This is a genomic window from Mucilaginibacter sp. A5337 (genome assembly GCF_059690695.1).
Genome location: NZ_JCAWEC010000003.1, coordinates 42,689 through 67,213 on the forward strand (window position 1 = coordinate 42,689; position 24,525 = coordinate 67,213).

Genomic DNA, 24,525 nt, shown 5'->3' on the forward strand with positions numbered 1-24,525 from the left:
ATTATTTAATGCCACCTCGCAATAGCCCTCCCTTTGGGGAGGGTTGGGTGGGGTTATTTACCGTTAAATACTAAATCTAAACTATCAAATATAGCACGTTTTGTTTTCTCCAGGTCGGTTTTGGTGTGTGCCGATGATATAAAGCCAACTTCATACCCCGACGGGCCTAAATAAATACCCCTGTTCAGCAATTCGCGGTGGAATTTTTTGAATTTCTCCATGCTTGAAGCATCAATATCTTCTGCTTTACGAATATACTCTTTATCTGTAAAAGCAAACCAAAATATAGAGCCTATACCAAACACCTTGAACTTGTAATTGCGGGCTGTGGCAAAACGCTGAATGGCTTCTACGAATTCTTCTGTTTTATTGTTCAGGTCGCGGTAAAAGCCCATGCGCAAAAGCTCACTAAGCTGGGCGATACCGGCACCCATGGCAACCGGGTTACCCGATAGTGTACCCGCCTGGTAAACCGAACCTTCTGGTGAGATATTACTCATGATTACTGCCGATGAGCCATAAGCACCAACAGGCATACCGCCACCAATGATTTTACCATAAGTGATAATATCAGGTTTGATTTGGTAGTAACCGGCAGCGCCTTCAAAACCAACGCGGAAACCAGAGATCACCTCATCAAATATCAGCATGGTGCCGTTTTGCGTACAAATATCGCGCAGGTATTGCAAGTATTCTTTTTCCTGCAATAGTAAACCATTGTTGGCCGGCACAGGCTCAATGATTACTGCCGCAATCTGCTCTTTAAATTCGTCAAAAGCTTTAGCCAAAGCTTCTTTATCATTAAGTGCTACCACAATGGTTTCGTCGGCAACTGATTTTGGTACACCGGCTGATGAAGTTTCACCAAACGTAACCAGGCCCGATCCTGCTTTTACCAATAAGGCATCGGCATGACCGTGATAGCAACCTTCAAACTTCAGGATCTTATCGCGTTTGGTATAGCCTCTTGCTAACCTGATGGCCGACATTACGGCCTCGGTACCCGAACTTACAAAACGGATCTTTTCAATAAACTTATTGTTTTTCAGGATCAGTTCGGCCAGTTCATTTTCCAATGCGGTAGGTGCTCCGAAGCTCATGCCGTTTTGCATTACTTCGATAACTTTTTCCCTTACTTTGGCATTGTTATGGCCCAGGATCAGTGGTCCCCATGAGCAGCAATAATCGATAAACTCGTTGCCATCGGCATCCCAAATATGGCTGCCATCACCTTTTTGAATAAACAGCGGTGTACCATAAACAGATTTAAAAGCCCTTACCGGTGAGTTTACCCCACCCGGAAAATAGGTTTGTGCCTTGGCGTAAAGCTCGGCCGATTTTTCACGACTGATATCGGGCTTTCCCGTAGTATTTACCGGTTCATCCTCTGCTGAAAACATCTTTTTTATTGAATCGAACATATATGTTGAAATTCTAAACTCTGATTTTATTTAACAATTACTACCTGCTTTCCTGTAATTAGGTAATTGTAGGTAAGGGGTATTAATTGTGCTTTTCGATTATGTCTTATTACTGTGGGCGTTGCCTGCGGCCCGGGCTTTTCGTTGCAAGTCCTCGCCTTGCCTTCCCTTAATCCCAGCCCGCGCTGCGGGCTTTCCACTGCAATCCCTAACGCGCCCTACGCACTAACCTCTTATAACTGACTAATCTCTTATCTCTAACCTCTAATCACTACCCTACAACCACTTATTCTCCAAAACCTCTTTGGCATGGTAAGTTAAAATAGCAGTTGCGCCTGCACGGCGGATGCTGGTAAGCACCTCGGTGATGGCACGCTGCTCGTTTAGCCAGCCGCGTTGTATGGCAGCTTTGATCATGGCATACTCGCCGCTGACATTGTAGGCTGCAACAGGCAGTTCGGTATTGTCTTTTATTAATTTAATAACATCCAGGTAGGGCAGGGCAGGTTTCACCATCAGGAAATCTGCGCCTTCCAGTTCATCCAGTTCGGCCTCAATCAAGGCTTCGCGCTGGTTGGCGGGGTTCATCTGGTACGTTTTTTTATCGCCAAACTTTGGTGCTGAGTTTAAAGCATCCCTAAACGGGCCATAAAACGCGCTGGCATATTTAGCTGAATACGACATGATAGACACGTTGGTAAAACCATTATCGTCAAGCACATTACGGATATACCCAACACGGCCATCCATCATATCCGATGGGGCGATGATATCAGCACCTGATTGCGCATGTGCTAAAGCCATTTTGCCCAAAACATCCAGCGTTTCATCGTTCAGGATCACGCCGTTTTCCACAATACCGTCATGTCCGTCGCTGCTGTATGGGTCCATGGCTACATCGGTAATAACGCAGGCTTCCGGGAAGTTTTTCTTTACCTCGCGGATGGCGCGTAAGTAAAGACTTTCATCGCGGTAGCTTTCGGTAGCAAATTTATCCTTCAGCTCTTCGGCTATATTAGGAAACAGGTCGAAAGAGTTTAAGCCCAGTTTAAGGCAGCTTTCAATTTCGCGCAGCAGGTTATCGATAGAATAACGGAAGATGCCCGGCATTGACGCCACTTCACTTTTCTGGTTCACGCCATCAATAATAAAAAGCGGGAAAATCAGGTTAGCGGCACTAACATGCGTTTCCTGCACCATCTGGCGTATCACTTCACTCTTGCGGTTCCTTCTTGGTCGTTGTAACATTTTTTAGTTCATTAGTTCACTGGTTCATTAGTTTATTGGTCTTTTCTCAGTTGCAAAGCTTATCAAAGCGATACTAATGAACCAATGAACAAGTGAACCAATGAACGTTTTATAATCCAAACACTGCCTCTGCCAGCCCAACTTCGTCGGGTGAGTAGGGGAGCGTGTATTTTACACCCATTTCGTCAAATTTTTTGCCGGTTGATTTGCCTATGGCTACAACTTTTTGGTATGGGTCGAGCAGGTTATCGGCAAAATAAGCCTCTACGTTTGATGGACTGGTGAATACCATTACATCTGCGCCGCTGGCCTCAACATCCTCTTCCAGTACTGTTTCGTAAACTGGCAGGTCGATAATTTTGGTATCGGCAGATAGGCCTTGCTGTATGCTCCTCATCGGGCTTTCGGCACCGGGGAACAGTACTATTTTACCATTAGCCAGCTTGGCAAATTCTTCGGCCACTTCGGCAGTGTCGGTGCCTTCGCCAACATAATCGGTAAAGTGACCTTTACGACGCAGCATTTCTTCACTGCCGCTGCCCATTACCCCAAATTTTACTTTTTTAGGAAATTGTGGGTTTAGCTGGAAAAAGTACTCAACCGCGTTTTTGCTGGAGAAGAATACCCAGTCGATATTTTTTAAAATATAAGAGTCAAACCGGGTGATCACAGGAACTGTACGGATCAGCGAACGGTCTTCTATCTGGATACCATGTTTTTCAAGCGCTTTGCGGAAATAGCTTTGCTCGCCAAGCTCGCGCGAAATAAATACACTTGATGGGTGCTTGCGGTCTTTTGCAAATTTGGCTACAACTTTTTCTGCCAAACCTTCGGTGGTTGGCGCTTCTAAAAATAACCTGTCCGGAAATTCATCTCCTTCGTTGGCCTTTGAAGTAAACACCTGGAAAAGGCCATCTTCCTTACGGCAGTAACAGCCTAAAGGCAGGTGGCAGCCACCGCCAAATAATTTTAATACGGTACGTTCAACGGCCAGTTCTTCAGCAACATCTGCATGGTGTAAGGCCTGCAGCGCTTCGTAAAGCTCATGGTCAGTTTCGCGGATCTGGATAGCCAGTGCACCTTGTGCCGGTGCAGGGATCAGTTCAACCGGGGTGATCTCTTCCACATGAAACTCGCTCAGGTCGAGGCCTAAGCGGGTGACACCAGCTTTTGCCAGCATAATGGCATCATATTTTTCATCGCGAAGCTTACCGATACGGGTAGGTACGTTACCGCGAAGATCTTCAATTTCAAGATCGGGGCGGTGGGCCAGTAGCTGGGCTTTGCGGCGGTTTGATGATGTGCCCACGATAGCACCGTATTTAACAGATAGCTTTTGATGAACATCAACACAATCCTTAAGGATCAACAAAAGTTCGGCGGGGTCTTCCCGTTCTGAAACTGCCGCGATAATGAGTCCCGGAGGATTTTCAGTTGGCAGGTCCTTATGTGAGTGCACGGCGATATCAATAGTGCCGGCAATTAATTCTTCTTCTAATTCTTTGGTAAAGAAACCCTTACCTTCCAGCTTGTCAAAGCTGAGGTTCAGGATACGGTCGCCCTGGGTTTTAATGATCTTTAACTCGGCGGTAATGTTAATGGCAGCAAGGCTATCTTTAACAAAATTGGCCTGCCATAAAGCCAATTCACTGCCACGGGTTCCTATAATCAGTTTTCTGTCCAAAAGAATGAATGTTTGCAGCTGCAAATTTAAATTTTTATGCCGATGATAAGGTACATCAACTTAATGAATTATTGTTAATTGCAACAAAATGACTGTAATGTGTGGGTTTTGATGGTCGTACAAATTTGCCTTGCATATTTCATACTTAGCATATTTACCACAAGACACTGCCTTGCGGCCGCGACTTTATTACTGTAACAAAGTGGGTGTCCCAATTTTTTGATTCCCGAAAAAAAATGAAAAAGTTTGGCGTGTCTTTTTCTTGAAAAACAGCTATGTTCCGTTTTTTAAGTGTGAAACAGTGGAACGGTTGTTAAACGTTATTAATTGATAATCAGCAATTTAAGTTTTGATATGAGACATGCCTAACCTATTGATAATCAACATTTAAAGCTTTTTGGAGTGATGGCAGGGTGTTCCACTGCCTCTGTAGATAAAAGCTGATTTTTGCCACATTTTTTATACTTTTTTTTATGATTTTTTAAATCGGGCCGGGTGTTTGATTTTGATAGTGACAAAACGCTGCCACCATGGATTAAGGCAAGGATGCTTAGCTTTGGGGTTTTCTTTGGCACGGACGAAGCGTAGCTTCGTCCGTGCCAGGTTAAAGGGTTTCCATAACGCTATGCCGGGCAAAAACGCACACCCGTTGTAACGTTTCCGAACGGTATTATAAATAAAATAATATTAATGTATTGTTTGTCAGCGCTTTAAATAGGTGGCATGGGTTTTAGGCACTACCAGTTTGTCAAATAGTTTATTTAAGTTTAACAACGCCTACAATCAGCATATCTATGTTAAAAACATATTTTAAATTGGCCTACCGGAACATAATCAAGGATAAAGCTTATTCCATTATCAATATATCGGGTTTAGCTATTGGCCTTGCCTCAAGTATCCTGATTTTGCTTTGGGTGCAAAATGAATTAAGCTACGATAAATTTCATGAAAATGCAGGCCAGATCTATCGTATCGACAGTGATTTCGGCGATTCAAAAACCGCCGCCAGTTCGGCGGGGATGCCCGCAGGTTTGAAAGCGGAGATCCCCGGCGTTAAAAATGCAGCCCGTTTATACCCCGGTTTTCCTTCCGTTTTATTTGACATCGGCAACCGGAAATTTCAGGAAGAACACGTTTTTTATGCTGATCCGGGCTTTATGGACATGTTTTCATATCCTTTATTAAAAGGTGACAAGGCTACAGCTTTAAATCAGGCAAACGGCATTTTAATAACAGAAGATATCGCCACAAAATACTTCGGAAAAGAAGACCCTATTGGTAAGGTAATCCGGAAAGATAACAAGGAAAACTTAGTGGTAACAGGTGTTATGGCTAATATCCCTACCAACTCCGATCTGCAATTTGACATCCTGCTTCCGATGGCTTTAATAGCTCAAACCAACAATGATCTGAAAAATAATATATGGGATAATTTTAACTTTTACGGATATGTTCAATTCGATAAGAAATTTGATTCTTCTGCTGCTAACGTGTCTAAACTGGAGCAACAAATAATTCAGATTTTTCATAAACATAGTCCCGGCACTAAGGCCACATTTAAATTACAGCCTTTAACCAAAATCCACCTCGATCCCGAAAGGTTAGGGGATTCGCCCGGCCATGGGAACGCGCAATACGTCAGCGTCTTTTTTGTGATTGCGATACTGATACTTGTTGTAGCTTGTATCAATTTTATGAACCTGGCTACCGCGCGCTCGGCACGCAGGGCTAAGGAAATAGGCTTACGTAAAGTTGCAGGCGCTGTTCGCGGACAATTGGTGCTTCAGTTTTTAAGCGAATCGGTTTTTATTTCTTTCCTGTCCATGTTACTTGCACTTGTGATTGTAAAGATGTTTTTGCCGGTGTTTAATGACCTGGCCAACAGGAAGCTTATCATTAATCTGTCGGACGCTAAACTTTGGTTAAGTCTTGTTACCATCGCGTTAATAACCGGTCTTATCTCGGGTAGCTATCCAGCTCTGTTCCTTTCGGGTTTTAACCCGGTTAAAGTGCTCAAGGGCAACGTAAAATCAATGGGCGGTAATTTGTTTTTTTGGAATGCCCTTGTCGTGGTGCAGTTTATGGTATCCATCGTATTGCTGGTGGGCACGGTAGTGATCTACAACCAGCTTAAATTTATCAGGGACCGGAACCCCGGTTTTGAGAAAGCCAATCTTTTATATATGCCAATGACGGGCGAGATCTGGAGCAAACAGGAAGCCCTTAAAAATATGTTAAGGCAAACCTCGCTCACAAGCGATTTTTCCATAATTACCGATTTGCCTACCGAACTTGGCGGCTGGACACTCAATGTACAGTGGAATGGCAAAGACCCGCGGTCGCAGTTATCTATCCCTGTAATGGCCGTTGATGAGGATTTTACGCACGCATTCAGAATGAAGATGGCGGCCGGGCGGAGCTTTTCTGCTGCATTTAAAACCGACTCGAACAATTATATGATTAATGAGAAGATGGCAAGCGTTATGGGTTTTACTGCAACCACTACCGTGGGTAAGCCATTATCGGTTTGGGGTAATAAGGGGACAATTGTTGGTGTTGTGAAAGACTTTAATTTTAAACCTGTTCAGCAAACCATTGAACCGCTGGTTTTACCTTTTAATAAAACAGGCGGGTATGTTGTAATCAGGACTTTGCCCGGAAAAACCAATGCTACTATAAAAACGCTGGCAGCCATGAGCCAGGCGCTTAATCCTGCCTACCCCTTTAAATTTGATTTTATTGACCAGGAACTATCCAAACTTTACAAAGGCGAGCAGCAAATGGGCAATATCTTTAACCTTTTTGCCGGCCTGGGCATTTTTATTTCGTGCCTTGGTTTATATGGTTTATCGGCATTTATGGCCGAGCAGCGTACCAAAGAGATTGGCGTACGCAAAGTATTGGGTGCATCTGTATTAAACCTGGTTTATTTACTGTCCTCCGGGATTACGAGGTTGATTCTCATCGCCATAATTATAGCTGTACCGCTATCGTGGTATGCCGTTAATAGCTGGTTGGCTGGTTTTGCCTATCACATCAATGTGGGGTGGCTGGTGTTTTTCATGGCTTCTATAGCCGCATTGGGTATCGCCTGGATCACGGTTAGTTATGAATCTGTAAAAGCAGCGACCGTTAACCCGATAAAGAGTTTGAGAACGGAGTGATTATTTGTTTAGCTTTCCATCTCCTCCGTGCCGTTGTTGGCGACAACACCATGGGGTTCGGAAGATGAAATTATCTCAGTTTTTAAAAAAATAGGTCTTTGCAAGTGACCAGGAGGGAATCCCTGAAAAAAACTGCGATGACGTGTAAAATATATTTAGGGATGTTGTGCGGGGGCCGCGTTAGGGATTGCAGCGGAAAACCCGCAGCCTGCGCAGGACTTTGTGCTTAGGGAAAGGCGAGGATTTGCAGCGTAAAGCCCGGACCGCAGGTAACGCCTATATTATAAAACAGATAAAGAAAATAAGCTTAATAATCAATAATTTACCATCACGTCATTAGTGCGGCAATCTCATAACAAATGCATATCCGATCTGTAGAGCTACGGGATCGCCGCGTTGCCCCAAATGCTTTTGTCCACGCCGCTCTTCGCAATGACATGGCTTTTTAACCAGCATTTTCAACCGGTCTTTATCTTCCGAACGCTATGGTGAAAATACCAACAACGGCAACGGTATCAGAAAACATTCTGGTAATTCTTAAATTCGGGTTCTGGCAAAAGCAAGCATCCTGTTAATCCTCAAATTCTGCAAATTCTGATTCAGACGGTTTTAATTTTCATTGATCAATATATCCTTCGCCATGATCATGGGTACGCTGATATATTTTTTCTCCATGTAGTTGATCACCTTTTCCAGGATTTCGCGTGATTGTTCATCCAGGCCTTGTACCTCGTCGGCAAAAACGGTGTTGATAGCGTTATTACGGATTTCTTTGATTTTTTCAGGAACCTGGCGCATGGCTACTTCAATACGGCGCTGTTTAAGCTGCTGTATAAATTCGGCAATGTTTTGCTCAATAATAGCTTCTGCATGTACCAGTTCGTGATAACGTTCCTGCAGGTTCTTTTTGGCAACTTCGTTAAGGGAGTGTACTTCAATAAAATTAACCGGGAATTGTTCCAATACTTCAGGAGCGGTATCGTTAGGGATGGCAAGGTCAACAATCGTTTTCCTACCGGTTTCGCCGTTTAGCAGCGATTGGTAAATTTCGGTAGTGATGATAGGCTCAACTGCAGATGTACAGGTGATAATAGCATCAAAACCTTTTTTATAGGTTTTCAAAGCTTCCAGGTCAAACGCTTCACCACCCAAATCGGCAGCTAATTTTTCGGCATTGGCCACGGTACGGTTAAACACCGCGAAGTTTGAAAATTTATGTTTTTGAAGATATTTAGAAATGTTGCGGTTAGTTTCGCCTGCGCCGATGATCAAAACACGGGCATTTGAACATAGATTGAGATCTTTTAACTTACGGTACGCCAACGATACTACCGAGATTGGGTTTTTGGAGATGTTGGTATGCGTATAAACTTCCTTGGCTGTTTTCACCACGCAGTTCATGATCATGCGCATGGCATCGCCGGTTAGGCCGGCCTCTTTACAATGCTCATAAGCTTTGCGCAACTGGGCAAGGATCTCCTTTTCGCCCACGATCAAACTCTCTAACGAACATGAAGTACGCAACAGGTGTACCATAGCTTCCTGATCTTCATAAATAGATGCGCTATTCATAAAGGTGCTTAGTGAATCATGGCAAAGCTCTGTGTTAAAGGCTTCTATGAATTTTTTGGCGAAGTCTTTATCAACCGATTGCGGTGTGGTCATCACAAATTCCACACGGTTACAGGTAGCCAGATAGAAGATCTCGGGTATATTAAACTGCTCTTTAACCTGCGCAAGTTTATCTGTCAGATTTTCCTGGCAAACCACCAATCTACCCAATTCCTTCAGTTCAATCTGTTTGTGCGTAAAAGCTATTACCTTTAGATACTTCAAAGCAGTTTTAAAATTTGACCGAACAAAAGTATCACTATTCGGCACATCCTATGTCAACACTTTGTCAAACAGGATTATTTGGAATGGTTATAAATTGTAAAAACGGCTTGTTTTGCAGTATTTAAACTGTTTTACCATACGTATCACAAAATATTTGTAAATTAAAACATGGATAAGTATAAAAAAATAAGCCTGGTAATACTCGTGGCGTTTTATGTGCTTGCAGGCCTCAATCACTTCCGCGATCCTGACTTTTATTATGCCGTTATGCCCAATAATTTGCTTTACCCAGAGGCAGTTAACATATTGGCAGGGATAGCCGAAATTTCATTAGGACTGTTACTGATTTGGCCTAAAACAAGGTACTGGGCTGCCTGGGGAATTGTATTAATGCTGATAGCTTTTTTACAGATCCACGTGAGCATGGCGTTTAAAGCGCCGATGAAATTAAATTCGATGACAGTTACACCTTTTTTAGCATGGCTGCGTTTAGCGCTGCAGTTTGTGCTCATATACTGGGCCTGGTGGCATACATCAGACCAAAAAAAAATAGCCTAAACCAAAAGTGGTTTTGGCTGTTGGGAGATGGGGCAGGATTACGGAGGAAGTGATGTTAATGAAGTAAGTTTGTCACTATAGCTTGTCGAAGACTTGCGTGCAGGGGCCGGTCCACTATGTTTCGGCAGGCTACCCGTGAAATTTTCTTTAGTTTGTCATGTTGAACAAAGTGAAACATCTTCTTCGCCATGCTAACCGGAGAAGATTCTTCGCTATCACGCAGGATGACGAGGAAAAAACTGATACAACAAATTACCTATGGATCTGCAAAGTATTGAAATGCGTAACTTGGAGGTACAGGACTACCAGGAGCTTAAAAAGTCAATGAAATCGGCCTATATGGATATGGATGAGGACTATTGGGACGCCAATTCTATCCGCAGGCTCATCAAAATATTCCCCGAGGGACAGATCTGTATCACCGTTAATGATATGGTTGTAGGCTGTGCGCTGGCTATTATTGTCGATTATCAGAAATTTGGTGATAACCACACCTATAAACAAATAACCGGCGACAGCACTTTTAAAACCCATAATGACAATGGCGATGTGTTGTATGGTATTGATGTGTTTATCCACCCTAAATATCGGGGATTGCGCCTGGCCCGCAGACTTTATGATGCCCGCAAGGCCCTCTGCGAAAAGTTGAACCTGAAAAGCATTATTGCAGGCGGGAGGATCCCCAACTATCAAAAATTTCAGAACGAGCTTACGCCCCGGCAATATATCGATAAGGTAAAGTATAAGGAGATCTATGATCCTACGCTTTCTTTCCAGTTATCAAATGATTTTCATGTGCGCAAGGTGTTGAGAAATTATCTGCCGGAGGATAGCCGCTCTAAAGGGTTTGCTACACTTATTGAATGGAACAATGTGTATTACGAAGAGGTAAGCGATGTTATTAATCATAAAACTGTGGTGCGCATTGGGTTAGTACAATGGCAGATGCGATCATATAGCAACATCAGCGAACTCATGAAACATGCCGAATATTTTGTTGATGCCGTGAGTGATTACCAGGCCGATTTTATCTTGTTTCCCGAACTGTTCAACACGCCGCTTATGGCTGATTATAATCACATGGATTCGGCCAAGGCCATGCGTGAGCTGGCCAAATATACCCAGCCCATTATCGAGGAATTTTCAAAGCTGGCGGTATCCTACAATGTGAATATCATTGCAGGCAGCATGCCTTATATTTTCGAAGAATCGTTGTATAATGTATCTTACCTGTTCAGGCGGAACGGCAGTATGGAGGAGGTATACAAAATTCACCCCACCCCAGCCGAGATCAGCTCATGGGGCATGCGTGGCGGCGATGAGGTGAAAGTTTTTGATACCGATTGCGGCAAAGTAGGCATCCTGATTTGTTATGATGTGGAGTTTCCGGAACTATCACGCATCCTTGCCGGCCAGGATATGCAGATCCTTTTTGTGCCCTTCCTTACCGATACCCAAAACGGATACAACCGGGTTAAGTTTTGCGCCCAGGCCCGAGCTGTTGAAAACGAATGTTATGTAGCCATTGCGGGCTGTGTAGGCAATTTGCCTAATGTTAATAATATGGGTATCAGTTATGCACAATCAGCGGTGTTTACGCCTTCGGATTTTGGTTTCCCGACCAATGGTATTCAATCGGAAGCTACGCCAAATACCGAGATGATCGTTATTGCCGATGTTGACCTTTCATTGCTGGATGAGCTGCATGAATATGGGAGTGTGCAGAATATCAAAGACAGGCGCACCGATCTGTATAATATTACTTTTAACGGGAAGAGGGTGTAGAGATTAATTTTAAAAGTATAATAAGAAGCGTCATTCAAAAAACTGTCCCATCAGGGTCTCTCGCAGAGGACCCTGATGCTCTACGTCATACCAGCTGCTATGTTTAATTAAAGCAGCCTCACTGGTTTCACATGATTAACTGTCCCATCAGGGTCTCTCGCAGAGGATCCTGATGTTCTACGCCATGCCAGCTGCTATGTTTAATTAGAGTAGCCTCACTGGTTTCACATGATTTATGTCTGCCCAAAAATCCCGGTAATCAGTAATAATTACAAGTTTATGAGGTTTTGCCAAATGATAGAAAGTCGCGCTGCTATGTGGGTATTCGGTAAAGTCATTACAAAGCGACCATTTTCCTGATACCGGATTATGATGTATGTAATCTATTTTTTGATGAAGAAACGCCGTGGAGTATATGGGTTTGGCATCAAACGATGGTTCAAAAACCTTATGCTTTTGTCCTTTGATTTTTTCTTTTTCAGTACACGCCGCCGAAAGCTGATCAAGGATATCGGTTCTGCCTGATGCAGATAGTTTTTTAACAAGCTCATAAGCCATAAACCTTTTGCCGTTACTGATCATCTTATTAAGCCCTCCATCTGTATCAGGCATTTTAATAATCAGATGGACATGATTAGGCATCAATACAAAAGCATGAGTTTGCACCTGATAACGTTCTGCTATAAACCCGAACCAATCATATAGTATGTTATACGATTGTGTGATCTCGAATAAAGGGATCCAGTTATAACATGTAAACGTTATAAACCAGGTTTCGCCAGGATCGTTGTGTAAGGTATGGGTGGCCATGGTTAAATATAAAGATAATTATGGATCTTAAGATGATTGTCAACCTCAGGGTCCTCTACGAGAGACCCTGAGGGGACGGGAAGACAGGCGCACCGATCTGTATAATATTACTTTTAATGGGAAGAGGGTGTAATGCGGCATATTTTATATATTGCGATGGTGTAATCCATTGTAATGAAAACCGTTGACATTAAACCTAAGCCATATATTAAGTTGCGCATCATAGCTACATTGATAGATTACGGCATTTATTTTGTTTTCTTTTATACCTACGTAACGGTATTTAATCAAAGTCCTGTACCGGGTGTTTCCCGGGTAGATGGTATAATGGCGTTGCCCATATTTATAGCATGGTTTCTTTATTTTGTTGTAATTGAGTCGGTAAATGGAACTACGCCGGGGCATGATATATGTAAATTGAAAGTAATCAAAGTAGACGGCGGTAAATTAACTTTAGGTGATGTGTTTAAACGCAGGATATGTGATTGTTTTGATATACTCTTTTATGGATTGCCGGCAATTATCTGTATCAAAAAAACAGAAAAGCACCAACGGATAGGTGATCTTTTAGCAGGAACACTTGTTGTAAAGCGCTCGGATATTACCGAAACCGAGATAATATTTTAATATGATCAGGAAAGATAATTTCACCCTTCCCGGTGCCAAGGGGAGGCCAATGCTTATTGATGTTACCTATGATGATGTTTTTAAAAACGCACCGCTGGTAATTTTTGCCCATGGCTTTAAAGGGTTCAAAGATTGGGGTACGCATGATCTTTTGGCCCGGTACTTTGCCGAAAAGGGTTTCCGTTTCCTGAAATTTAACTTTTCGCACAATGGCACAACACCCGCCAATCCCTTAGACTTTGCCAATCTGACTGCCTTTGCCGATAATACCGTCTCTATCGAACTGGAGGACCTCGACACCATCATTGATTTTGCCTGTAGCGGTGCAAGCATCCCGGTTGCAAACGGAGTATATCTAATAGGGCATAGCATGGGCGGAGGTGTAAGTATTATCAAAACTGCCGAAGACGCCCGCATCAAAAAGCTGGTGAGCATGGCTTCTATATCCGGTTTCCGGAACTTGTGGCCTACACAAATAGAACAGCAATGGCGCTTGCAGGGTGTTTTTTATTTTGAAAATAAACGTACCGGTCAGCAAATGCCTGTCAAATCGACCTTATTGGATGACCTGGACAAGCACCCGCTCAGGCTGGATATTATCAGGCAGGCAAGCCTCGTAACGCAACCATGGCTCATCGTTCATGGTGATGCCGATCCTACGGTGCCTGTAAGTCACTCACAACAACTTCACGAAGCTAATCCTGCTGCCGAATACATCGTACAAAAAGGGGCCGATCATACTTTTGGCGGTGAACACCCTTTTACAGGTGACGCTTTGCCGGCTTCGCTGATTGAGTTTTGTGATACGGCAATATCATTCTTAAGTAAATAAAGGTTGAGCCGCTTCAACCATTCGTAACTTTTTTGCGTTAGTTATATCATACCTGATATAAGTACTATAATTGCTACTATGAGTTTACCCGCATCGCGTAAAAAAGGACGAAAATATCAAAATACCATACCCACTGATGAAGCCGGCTTTGGCAAAATGATCCCTATTTTGAGGGAATACATGAACAACAAGGCCGAGAATACGCCTAAAAAAACTTTAGGTCCGTTTAAAACAGATCCATCAGTTTATAGCACTCCGCCCGCATCGGGTTTACGCATTACCTGGATCGGCCACTCCAGTGTCCTGATCGAGATCGATGGTAAACGCATCCTTACCGACCCGGTCTGGAGCGACAGGGTTTCGTTTTCACAGTCATTCGGGCCTAAGCGGTTTTTTAACCCACCGATAGCTTTGGAGGATCTGCCTCCGCTGGATGCCGTGATCCAATCACATGATCATTATGATCATTTAGATAAGGCCACTATTAAATTTTTTGCTGATAAAAACATCCCCTTTTTCTGCTCGATGGGGGTAGCGCAATATCTAACCAATTGGGGTATGGCAGCCAACTTCATCACCGAAATGGATTGGGGCGACAGCGCCATGATCGGTAATGAAATTGTGCTCACGTCAACACCCTCGCGCCATTTTTCGGGCAGAGGAATTATCGGACGGAATGAAACGCTGTGGTCATCATTCGTGATCAAAGGACCGCAGCATAATATTTACTTTGGTGCAGATTCCGGCTACTCGCCCGAATTTAAGGCGATAGGGGAGGCTTTTGGGCCATTCGATCTGACCATGCTGGAGATAGGCGCTTACGGAAAATTCTGGCCGGATATTCATATGGGGCCGGATAATGCTTCAAACGCGCATCTCGATCTGAAGGGAAAACTGATGATGCCAATTCATTACGGCACATTTAACCTGGCCCCACATGCCTGGTACGAGCCTGTTGAATGGTTAGTGCCGATGGCAAAACAAAAACACATCAATTTATTTGTACCCAAACCCGGTGAACCAACCGAAGTAAAAGGTGCCTATAATTCTGATTGGTGGAAGGAATATTTATCTTAGTGGGATAAAACAAATAAAATAATGTCATTGTGAGTAACCACCAGAGAGACCCTGGAAAAAATCGTGATGACGTGCAAAATATATTTAGGGATGTTGTGCGGAGGCCGCGTTAGGGATTGCAGTGTAAAGCCCGCAGCGTGTGTAGAGAGTGAGGGCAGGAAAGGCGAGGACTTGTAACGGAAAGCCCGGGCCGCAGGCAACGCTCATGTTATAAAATCGATTTTTAAAAAAAAATATATTTAATAATCAACAACTTACGATCACGTCATTATAAGCGTAGCGTGGCAACCGCACGGAGGCAAGTCGGCCCTGTATAGCATGCGATTGCTTCGTCGTTCCTCCTCGCAATGACATGGTTGTGTAATTGATCATTCCATGCCCCAATCCTATATATTAGTCATTAACGGTAAACCCGAAGGCCCTTTTACCTTTCCTGAGCTCAAAGCCCGCGGCATTAAACCCGGTGATTTTGTAAAGACCGATGATATGGTAGATTACAAAGAAGCCCATGAAATTGCCGAATTAAGAGAATTGTTCGGCTTTGCCCGGCCTAAACTACTGATGCAGTATTACGGCAGTTTTGACCAGCGCTGGCTGGCTTCGGCGTTGGATTGGTTTATCCTGTTTGGGGTGTTTATTTTACTTGCGGCTATGGCGGTGTTCCTGTTTATTACAGATAAGCAGGAGCGCATATATGCTTCAATTGGTATAGTTGCTTTTACGCCAATTGGTAAATTTATTTATCATGTTGTGATGGAAAGCTCGGCTAAACAAGCTACTTACGGTAAACAAATGCTCAAAATTAAAGTGGTTGATATGGACGGAAACAGGATCACTGTTGGCAAAGCCATTGGCCGTAACCTGGCCAAGATATTTTCGGTACTGACTTTTTTTATCGGCTACCTGATAGCATTTTTTAATAAGCAACAACAGTGTTTACACGATATGATAGCTGGGACGCTGGTGATTAAGGATAGGTTGGTGTGATTTTACTTAAAATATCGTTTGGTGTGTAGCACCCGGTAAATTGTGATTTTGCTCTTGCTTTCTTTGTAATGTATCCCGTAAGGAAAGCGATATAACGGCGCTATTCTGATTCCCCTGTATCTTACTTGAAATAGCTGAGGCGTATCTTCGATGAATTGCATCGTTTCGAAAAACTCTTTAAAGAATTTGTCGGTAATAGAAGGAAGAATTTCGTTGTAGTAATCCTGAATATCTTCCAAATCTTTTTCAGCTTCAGCCCTGAAAACAAGCTCCCTGATCATTTAGCTTGAAACTTGTCTTTAATGTGCTGAAGCGAAACATATTTAGCGTTGCCTTTGTCTTCATCCTCCAACATCGAATCTATCATGGTTTTATATTCATCGGTTAATTCAAGATTAATATGATGTTGATGCAGCAAATTTTCGTATTCGCTTATCGGAATAATTACAGCGGTTTTTTTACCTTTTTCATTAGTGATGAACTGAGTTGCCATATTCAAATTTAGTGAATATTGTTTGTATTTAATAAGTGGTGAAAGTGCATTTAACCCAAACATTACAGCCTTTAAACATTACAACTTCCTCCCATCAAACAACTTTCGTATTTTTGCATTCTAATTTCCATCATTGATGAATACTGATGCTGTTAAAGTGCTGCCCGGCCGTTATTGTAATTCGTTAACCGAATATTCACGCTTTGTTACCCGCGAGGTTAATATTGGCGACGTGCCTATGGGCGGGAATAATCCAATCCGCATACAAAGCATGACCACTACCGATACCATGGATACCATTGGTACGGTTGAGCAGTCAATCCGCATGGTTGATGCCGGTTGCGAGTATGTGCGGATCACGGCCCCCAGCATCAAGGAGGCCCAAAACCTGGCCGAGATCAAAAAACAGCTTCGTGCCCGTGGTTATACTGTGCCGCTGGTTGCTGATATCCACTTTACCCCAAATGCGGCCGAGGTGGCTGCCCGCATAGTTGAAAAAGTGCGCGTAAACCCCGGTAACTATGCCGATAAAAAGAAATTCGACCAGATAGATTATACCGACCTGGAATACCAGGGCGAGCTGGAACGCATCTTTCAGAAATTTACACCGCTTGTAAAAGTTTGTAAAGAGTATGGCACTGCCATGCGCATCGGCACCAACCATGGTTCGCTGAGCGACAGGATCATGAGCCGTTACGGCGATACCCCGCAGGGCATGGTTGAATCGGCTATGGAATTTATGCGGATGTGCGAACAGCTTAATTTTTATAACCTCGTGATCTCCATGAAATCGAGCAATCCGCAGGTAATGGTGCAGGCCTACCGTTTGTTAGTGGAGACCATGGTTGCAGAAGGTATGAACTACCCGCTGCACCTTGGCGTAACCGAAGCCGGCGACGGAGAGGATGGCCGTATTAAATCTGCCGTAGGCATAGGTACCTTGTTGGAGGATGGCCTTGGCGATACCGTACGCGTATCCCTCACCGAAGAACCCGAAGCCGAAGCACCGGTTGCAATTGAGTTGGTTCGCCGTTACACTTTGAGGGAAAAGGCGAAAAGCGAAAGGCAAAAGGCCGAAACTCCGGGAGAAAATAAAAACCTTTCGCCTTTAACCTTTGACCTTTCACCTTCAAAACACAATCCCTACGAATATAAAAAACGCGAAACCTACGAGGCCAACGCTTTTATCGGCGGACATTTAGTGCCGAGGGTTGTTGTTGATCTATCTAAAAAGAACCTTAAAGATCCTGCTGTGTTGAACGAGGCCGGCTACCTGTACTCGCCTTTACTGGATAAGTATAACATGGCCGAGCAATCGGTTGATTTTGTTTACCTGGCGGATGAATTACCTTCATTTACCCTGCCGGGCAACTTAAAGCAGCTTTATAATTACAACACCTGGCTTAAACTTGCCGATAAAACCAATTGCCATCCTGTATTTACCTTACAGGAATACATTGGCGATGTTGACCGTTCATCAAAACTAAACCTGGTACGTTTAAAACCAGCCGATATTGACTCGGATACTTTCGGATCTATCCAGCTGGATAATTCACTGGTACTGGTACTTGAAACAGATGCTCTGCATGGCATGGCCGAACAGCGTTCTTTCTTCTTCAAAATGGAAGAACTGGGACTTGATGTACCGGTGATTGTGAAGAGAAGCTATGCTTTTGAGTCCGAAAGTCCGGAAGTCGGAAAGTCCGAAAGTGAAGCTGATCTCAAATCTCAAATCTCAGATCTCACATCTAAATTACAACTCTACGCCTCAACCGATCTTGGCGCTTTATTGGTTGATGGTTTTGGTGACGGCATCTGGATTGATGCACCTGAACTGCCTACAAATGTAATAACCTCTACCGCGTTTGGTATTTTGCAGGCTACCCGCTCACGCATCTCTAAAACGGAATATATTTCATGTCCAAGCTGCGGGCGTACTTTGTTTGATCTGATGGTTACCACCCAGATGATCAGGAGCCGTACCAGTCACCTTAAAGGTTTGAAGATTGGTATCATGGGCTGTATCGTAAATGGTCCCGGTGAAATGGCCGATGCCGATTATGGTTATGTAGGCTCTGGTACCGATAAAATCACCCTCTACCGTGGTAAAGAAGCTGTGAAGAAAAATATCAGCTCGGCCAATGCACTTGATGAATTGATCAATATCATTAAAGGCGATGGCAATTGGATTGATGCGGTGCAGGAGTAATTGTCTGAACGGGGATTAAACTGAGTTAAGGAATTTGCAGAATAAGCGTGATGAGAAACTTACGAAGTTTTTAAAACTTCGTAAGTTTTCAAGCGATAAGCAAAAAATGACTTAATGACTAATGACTATAAAAGGTCAAAGCCTATATCTTTCCTAAAGTACATACCGTCATAATAGATCCGGCTTGCATCGGCAGTGGCTTGTTGCAGGGCGCTGAACATATCATCCTGTATAGTAGTAATAGCCAGCACACGGCCGCCTGTAGTTATTACATCGTCTCCATCCATTGAAGTACCTGCATGGAATACGATCGAGTCGCGCACGTTTTCGGTACCGGTGATCACTTTATTCTTCAGGTATTCGCCGGGATAACCGCCTGCAACCATGACTACGGTGGCAGCTGTTTTAGGGCTTATGATGATCTCTTTTTCGTTCAGATTTCCTTCGGCAACGCCTAATAGTAGATCTACAAAATCCGAATCTATACGGCGCATCACGCTTTCCGTTTCCGGGTCGCCCATGCGGCAGTTATATTCAATTACCCATGGCTCGCCGTTGCTGTTCATCAGGCCGATAAAAATAAAGCCTTTATAAGGTATGCCATCTTTTTTTAAACCCTCAACAGTAGGGATAATCACGCGCTCTTCTACCTTTTTCATATAGGCGGCGTCTGCAAACGGAACGGGGGAGATAGAACCCATACCACCGGTATTTAAACCTGTATCGCCTTCACCTATGCGTTTATAGTCTTTTGCTTCGGGTAAAATTTTATAGCTGTTGCCATCGGTCATCACAAACACCGATAGCTCAATGCCTGTTAAAAACTGTTCAACAACCACGCGTGAGCTTGCTTCGCCAAATTTGGCATCGGCCAGCATAGCGGTAAGCTCGGTTTGAGCTTCCTCTAACGTAAGGCAGATCAGTACGCCTTTACCGGCTGCAAGTCCATCAGCTTTAAGCACCACCGGTAAACCGGCAGTTGCCAGATAGGTAAGGCCATCCTGTAAAGTATCTTTAGTGAAAGTTTTATAGGCGGCAGTAGGGATATTGTGTTTCTCCATAAACTGCTTGGAGAAATCTTTACTGCCTTCCAGCTGTGCGCCTTCCTGTTGAGGCCCAACAACCGGGATATTCTTCAATTGTTCATCGGCCAGGAAAAAGTCATGAACGCCTTTTACCAGCGGCTCTTCAGGGCCAACCAATACCAGGTTAATGCCCTCGTTTAAAACAAGCGCTTTAATACCTTCAAAATCGGTAACCTTAATATTTACGTTTGTACCGTACTGGGTGGTACCGGCATTGCCGGGAGCAATAAAAAGTTTGTCGCACTTAGGGCTTTGGGCTACTTTCCAGGCGAAGGCACTTTCCCTTCCGCCCGAACCAAGAATCAGGATGTTCATGCGGCAAAGATAGTTTTTTTAATAAGCCTTTAATACTATATATGAGGCTACTTGTGTTATAAGTAGTAAATTTACCACATGGCCCGTAGACTCGAAAAGTTTGAAAAGCTCCCGGTATACCAAAAATCGCAGGAATTATTTGACCTGGCAGATGTAATTGCCGAATCATTAAAAGAAGACAGCATGAAGGAACATCTGGCTATCCAGATGTGCAGTAATGCCGCCCTCATCCAGGCAAAAATAGCCGGCGCCGAAGGTGGAAGCCTGTATTCGCTGCGGATGCAGAATGCTGTGCTTATTAAACTGGCTGTGCAGGATATGTTCAACGCGGTGTCTTTTGCATCGATGGTAAAAATTAATGAAGAGGATTATGTGCAGTTGATGCGGGAAAAAGTGGAAGAGTTTCGGCTGGTTTTTGTAGAATGGATCAGGGGATTTGATAAAAGTTACGATATTCCGGATAACTGGGCCATTCGCTTTGACACCAGTACGCCCGAACAGGAAAAACTGGAAGAACTGATGTTTGACGAAGACCGCTTTTTTGGCGAGTTTAATGAAGATGACGAAGACACGGGCGATTTTGATGATTTTGACGATGATGACAGATATGATGATGAAGGGGATGAGGATAAAAGCAATAATGATAAATAGAATGATATTTCGGATGTTCGATTTCGGATTTTTTTTCTGAACTCGAATTAAACGAATTAAAGAATTTTTGGAATTTTTTCACCCCGTTGCCGTGTCCTCACGGCAACTGACCGGCCTAAACGTAGCACATGAATGCATGTTGTCGTAAGGACACGACAACGGGGCGAATCATAACAATAACAAACACCACAATGTCAATCTTACACCCCATACAGCGCTTTAAGCCTTTATCCTTTCGGCTTTCGGCGCAAAATCTTACATTTGCCTGTCAATTTGGCTCTAATGGCTGCTATGGCGCAATTGTTGAACCGGGTTGTATCATAATAAAATAATATGTTAAATTTTATCAGTAAGCTTTTCGGAAGCAAATCAGAACGGGATGTAAAAAGTATACAGCCTATAGTTGAGAAAATTAAGGCTGAATATGCAAAACTTGGCTCCCTGAGTAATGATGAGCTTAGGGCTAAGACCATATATTTTAAAGAAACCATTGCCGAAGGCCTTTCAGGTATCGACAGTGAGATACAAGCCATTAAAGATCGTACAGAAAACGAGCTTGATATGGATGTAGCCGAAAAAGTTGAGCTTTATACTCAGCTTGATAAGCTTGAAAAAGACCGTAACAAAGAGCTTGAAGATATATTGATGAATATATTGCCGGAGGCATTTGCTGTAGTTAAAGAAACAGCAAGCCGCTTGTCTGCCAATAGTTCATTAGAAGTTACCGCTACCGACTTTGACCGCACACTGGCTGCCCGCAAATCAAATGTTACTATAAAAGGCGATAAAGCCTTCCATAGCAGCACCTGGATTGCTGCCGGTAACGAGGTTACCTGGAACATGGTCCACTATGATGTGCAGCTGATTGGTGGTACCGTATTGCACCAGGGTAAAATATCGGAGATGGCAACAGGTGAAGGTAAAACGCTGGTAGCCACGCTGCCTGCATACCTGAATGCCCTTGCCGGACAAGGTGTTCACATCGTAACGGTGAATGATTACCTGGCCCGCAGGGATAGTGAGTGGATGGGCCCGTTGTATGAGTTCCACGGTTTGTCGGTTGATTGTATCGACAAGCATGAGCCAAACTCGGAGCAGCGCCGTGCTGCTTATTTAGCTGATATTACTTTTGGTACCAACAACGAATTTGGTTTTGATTACCTGCGTGACAATATGACACGCAGTCCCGAAGAGCTGGTACAACGCAAACTGCATTATGCCATGGTGGATGAGGTTGACTCTGTTTTAATTGACGATGCCCGTACACCTTTAATTATATCTGGCCCTATCCCACGTGGTGATGAGCATGAGTTTTACGAGCTGAAACCACGCATTGAGCGCTTGGTTAATGCGCAGAAAAACTACATCAACGGTGTATTGAACGAAGCCAAAAAAGCGATTAACGATGGTAATACCGAAGTTGACGGCGGTGGTTTGGCGTTATTACGTGCTTACCGTGGTTTGCCAAAAAACAAAGCACTCATTAAATTCCTGAGCGAAGGCGGTAACCGTACCATCCTGCAAAAAGTGGAAAACCATTACATGCAGGATCAGGGTAAAGAAATGCCTAAGGTTGACTCTGAACTTTTCTTTGTTATTGACGAGAAAAATAACCAGGTTGAACTTTCTGAAAAAGGTATTGAGCTGATCACCGCGTCTGGCGAAGACCCCCATTTCTTTGTGATGCCTGATGTAGGTACCGAAATTGCCGAGATCGAAAAATCAGCTTTAAGTACTGAAGAGAAAATTGCTCACAAAGATGAGTTGATGCGTGATTTCTCTATTAAATCTGAGCGTATCCACTCGGTTAACCAGTTGCTTAAAGCTTATACCCTGTTTGAAAAAGATACAGAATACATCCTTGACGAGGGCAAAGTAAAAATCGTTGATGAGCAAACCGGTCGTGTATTGGACGGTCGCCGTTACTCTGATGGTTTACACCAGGCTATTGAAGCTAAAGAAAACGTTAAGGTTGAGGATGCAACCCAAACTTTTGCTACCATCACGCTGCAAAACTACTTCAGGATGTACCACAAGCTTTGCGGCATGACCGGTACTGCTGTTACTGAAGCAGGCGAGTTCTGGGAAATATATAAACTGGACGTGGTTGAAATTCCAACCAATTCGGGTATTGTACGTGATGACCGCCAGGATTTGGTTTATCGTACCGTACGTGAAAAATACAACGCAGTTGCCGAAGAGATTGTTAAGCTTACACAAGCTGGCCGTCCGGTATTGGTTGGTACAACTTCGGTTGAGATCTCTGAATTATTGAGCCGTATGCTTAAGCTGCGCGGTATTAAACATAACGTACTGAACGCCAAAATGCACCAGAAAGAGGCCGATATTGTGGCCGAAGCCGGTAAAGCAGGCACGGTGACCATTGCTACCAACATGGCTGGTCGTGGTACGGATATTAAATTAGGCCCTGGCGTTAAAGACGCAGGAGGTTTAGCTATCGTAGGTACTGAGCGTCACGAATCACGTCGCGTTGACAGGCAGTTACGCGGTCGTTCTGGTCGTCAGGGCGATCCTGGTTCTTCTCAGTTCTTTGTATCGTTAGAGGATAACCTGATGCGTTTATTCGGATCAGAACGAATTTCAAGCCTGATGGTACGTATGGGTATTGAAGAGGGCGAGGTTATCCAGCACTCTATGATCTCTAAATCAATTGAGCGTGCACAGAAAAAAGTAGAAGAAAACAACTTCGGTATCCGTAAACGTTTGCTGGAATATGACGACGTGATGAACTCACAGCGTACGGTGATCTACACCAAACGTAAAAATGCCTTGTTTGGCGAACGTTTAGACGTTGACCTGAGCAACACCATTTTTGATGTGGTTGAAGATATTGTTACCGAGTATAAAGAAAGCGCTAACTACGATGGTTTCACTTTAGAGGTGATCCGTTTGTTCTCTGTTGATATTGAGCTTAGTGCTGATCAATTTACATCAACAACAATTCCGGCATTAACAGATTTGACCTTCCAAACGGTAATGGATTTCTATAAACGTAAACAGGAAGCGGTTGCACAACAGGCTTACCCGGTTATTAAAGATGTTTATGAAACCCGCGGCCAATACGTTGAAAATATTGTTGTTCCGTTCAGCGACGGTATTCACGGCATCCAGGTAGCTGTTCCGCTTAAAAAAGCGGTTGAAAACCACGGTCACGAGGTGTTTAAATCGTTTGAGAAAAACGTTACCCTGTACCTGATTGATGATGCCTGGAAAGAGCACCTGCGCGAAATGGACGAGTTAAAACAATCGGTACAAAACGCGGTTTACGAACAAAAGGACCCATTGTTGGTTTATAAGTTTGAAGCGTTTGAACTGTTCAGAGGCATGTTGGCCAATGTGAACAAGGAAATTGTAAGCTTCCTGTTCCGTGGTGGAATCCCGGTTCAGCAGCAGGCCGAAGAGGTAAGGGAAGCAAAGCCCGAACCAAAGCTTGATCTGCGCAAAATGAAAACCACCAAGGCCGAGGTAGTAAGCGAAAGCAACGGTGTGCCAATGGATGATTTCCCTCAGGAACAGCAAAAAATCACCCCGGTAAGGGTTGAAAACAAAATAGGCCGTAATGACCCTTGCCCTTGCGGTAGCGGTAAAAAATACAAAAACTGCCACGGCGTAGGGCAGAATTAACCCCTCCCAACCCTCCCCGGAGGGAGAGGGCTTTAAAAACGTAACTAAAAGACTACCATAAAAAAGTCTCCCCCTCGGGGGAGATTTAGAGGGGGTGA

At 43.8% G+C, this 24,525-nt stretch carries 18 protein-coding genes; 10 read left to right on the forward strand and 8 right to left on the reverse strand.

The genetic code is table 11. From position 1 onward, the window contains the following. Positions 1-53: 53 nt before the first annotated feature. The 3 genes from hemL to hemC form a co-directional block, all read right to left on the reverse strand. Entirely contained in the window at positions 54-1,421 is a 1,368-nt protein-coding gene (hemL, locus tag AC59JO_RS10065) for a glutamate-1-semialdehyde 2,1-aminomutase (protein ID WP_497305103.1), read from the reverse strand. Positions 1,422-1,697: 276 nt separating this feature from the next. Beyond that, positions 1,698-2,669, reverse strand: coding sequence for a porphobilinogen synthase (gene hemB, locus AC59JO_RS10070; protein WP_121233467.1), 972 nt, complete (start codon positions 2,667-2,669; stop codon positions 1,698-1,700). A 109-nt stretch (positions 2,670-2,778) separates the two neighbouring features. Continuing rightward, positions 2,779-4,353: a hydroxymethylbilane synthase gene (hemC, locus tag AC59JO_RS10075; protein ID WP_413666095.1), complete on the reverse strand. Its 1,575-nt coding sequence runs from the start codon at positions 4,351-4,353 to the stop codon at positions 2,779-2,781. A gap of 794 nt (positions 4,354-5,147) precedes the next feature. On the opposite strand from hemC, the gene AC59JO_RS10080 reads away from it, so the two are divergent. Next, complete coding sequence (locus tag AC59JO_RS10080; protein WP_497305106.1) at positions 5,148-7,517, forward strand: ABC transporter permease; 2,370 nt, start codon at positions 5,148-5,150, stop codon at positions 7,515-7,517. Between the two features lie 609 nt (positions 7,518-8,126). Here AC59JO_RS10080 and hemA read toward each other — a convergent pair. Then, positions 8,127-9,353: a glutamyl-tRNA reductase gene (hemA, locus tag AC59JO_RS10085; protein ID WP_497305108.1), complete on the reverse strand. Its 1,227-nt coding sequence runs from the start codon at positions 9,351-9,353 to the stop codon at positions 8,127-8,129. 168 nt (positions 9,354-9,521) lie between these two features. Here hemA and AC59JO_RS10090 point away from each other — a divergent pair, with 168 nt between their 5' ends. Both AC59JO_RS10090 and AC59JO_RS10095 read left to right on the forward strand, forming a co-directional pair. Further along, positions 9,522-9,911 carry a DoxX family protein gene (locus AC59JO_RS10090; RefSeq protein ID WP_413666097.1) on the forward strand — a complete coding sequence of 130 codons (390 nt, stop codon included), beginning with the start codon at positions 9,522-9,524 and terminating at the stop codon, positions 9,909-9,911. A gap of 258 nt (positions 9,912-10,169) precedes the next feature. Then, on the forward strand, positions 10,170-11,696 hold the full coding sequence (locus AC59JO_RS10095) for a carbon-nitrogen hydrolase family protein (protein WP_413666098.1): 1,527 nt from the start codon (positions 10,170-10,172) through the stop codon (positions 11,694-11,696). Between the two features lie 204 nt (positions 11,697-11,900). On the opposite strand, the gene AC59JO_RS10100 is transcribed toward AC59JO_RS10095, so the two are convergent. Beyond that, the gene (locus AC59JO_RS10100; RefSeq protein ID WP_497305111.1) at positions 11,901-12,506 is read right to left on the reverse strand and encodes an REP-associated tyrosine transposase; all 606 of its coding nucleotides are present in this window, start codon (positions 12,504-12,506) and stop codon (positions 11,901-11,903) included. Positions 12,507-12,680: 174 nt separating this feature from the next. Between AC59JO_RS10100 and AC59JO_RS10105 the strand changes: the two genes are divergently transcribed. From AC59JO_RS10105 to AC59JO_RS10120, 4 genes are all read left to right on the forward strand, one after another. After that, on the forward strand, positions 12,681-13,133 hold the full coding sequence (locus AC59JO_RS10105; RefSeq protein ID WP_497305113.1) for an RDD family protein: 453 nt from the start codon (positions 12,681-12,683) through the stop codon (positions 13,131-13,133). 1 nt (position 13,134) lies between these two features. Next, on the forward strand, positions 13,135-13,965 hold the full coding sequence (locus AC59JO_RS10110) for an alpha/beta hydrolase family protein (protein WP_497305115.1): 831 nt from the start codon (positions 13,135-13,137) through the stop codon (positions 13,963-13,965). A gap of 78 nt (positions 13,966-14,043) precedes the next feature. After that, complete coding sequence (locus tag AC59JO_RS10115; RefSeq protein ID WP_497305117.1) at positions 14,044-15,042, forward strand: MBL fold metallo-hydrolase; 999 nt, start codon at positions 14,044-14,046, stop codon at positions 15,040-15,042. A gap of 375 nt (positions 15,043-15,417) precedes the next feature. Then, positions 15,418-16,029 carry an RDD family protein gene (locus AC59JO_RS10120; protein WP_497305119.1) on the forward strand — a complete coding sequence of 204 codons (612 nt, stop codon included), beginning with the start codon at positions 15,418-15,420 and terminating at the stop codon, positions 16,027-16,029. Positions 16,030-16,031: 2 nt separating this feature from the next. Here the strand turns inward: AC59JO_RS10120 and AC59JO_RS10125 are convergent, their stop codons facing one another. After that, entirely contained in the window at positions 16,032-16,310 is a 279-nt protein-coding gene (locus AC59JO_RS10125; RefSeq protein ID WP_413666104.1) for a type II toxin-antitoxin system RelE/ParE family toxin, read from the reverse strand. After that, the gene (locus tag AC59JO_RS10130; RefSeq protein ID WP_147446080.1) at positions 16,307-16,522 is read right to left on the reverse strand and encodes a hypothetical protein; all 216 of its coding nucleotides are present in this window, start codon (positions 16,520-16,522) and stop codon (positions 16,307-16,309) included. Before AC59JO_RS10130 ends, AC59JO_RS10125 begins: the two co-directional genes overlap by 4 nt. Positions 16,523-16,658: 136 nt before the next feature. Between AC59JO_RS10130 and ispG the strand changes: the two genes are divergently transcribed. After that, a complete protein-coding gene (gene ispG / locus AC59JO_RS10135) occupies positions 16,659-18,731 on the forward strand; it encodes a (E)-4-hydroxy-3-methylbut-2-enyl-diphosphate synthase (RefSeq protein WP_413666105.1) in 2,073 nt (690 codons plus the stop codon). Positions 18,732-18,856: 125 nt separating this feature from the next. Here ispG and purD read toward each other — a convergent pair whose 3' ends face one another. Then, on the reverse strand, positions 18,857-20,131 hold the full coding sequence (gene purD / locus AC59JO_RS10140; RefSeq protein WP_413666106.1) for a phosphoribosylamine--glycine ligase: 1,275 nt from the start codon (positions 20,129-20,131) through the stop codon (positions 18,857-18,859). A 78-nt stretch (positions 20,132-20,209) separates the two neighbouring features. On the opposite strand from purD, the gene AC59JO_RS10145 reads away from it, so the two are divergent. Further along, on the forward strand, positions 20,210-20,782 hold the full coding sequence (locus AC59JO_RS10145) for a hypothetical protein (RefSeq protein ID WP_413666107.1): 573 nt from the start codon (positions 20,210-20,212) through the stop codon (positions 20,780-20,782). A 333-nt stretch (positions 20,783-21,115) separates the two neighbouring features. Beyond that, entirely contained in the window at positions 21,116-24,427 is a 3,312-nt protein-coding gene (gene secA, locus AC59JO_RS10150; RefSeq protein WP_413666108.1) for a preprotein translocase subunit SecA, read from the forward strand. The last annotated feature ends 98 nt before the right edge of the window (positions 24,428-24,525 follow it).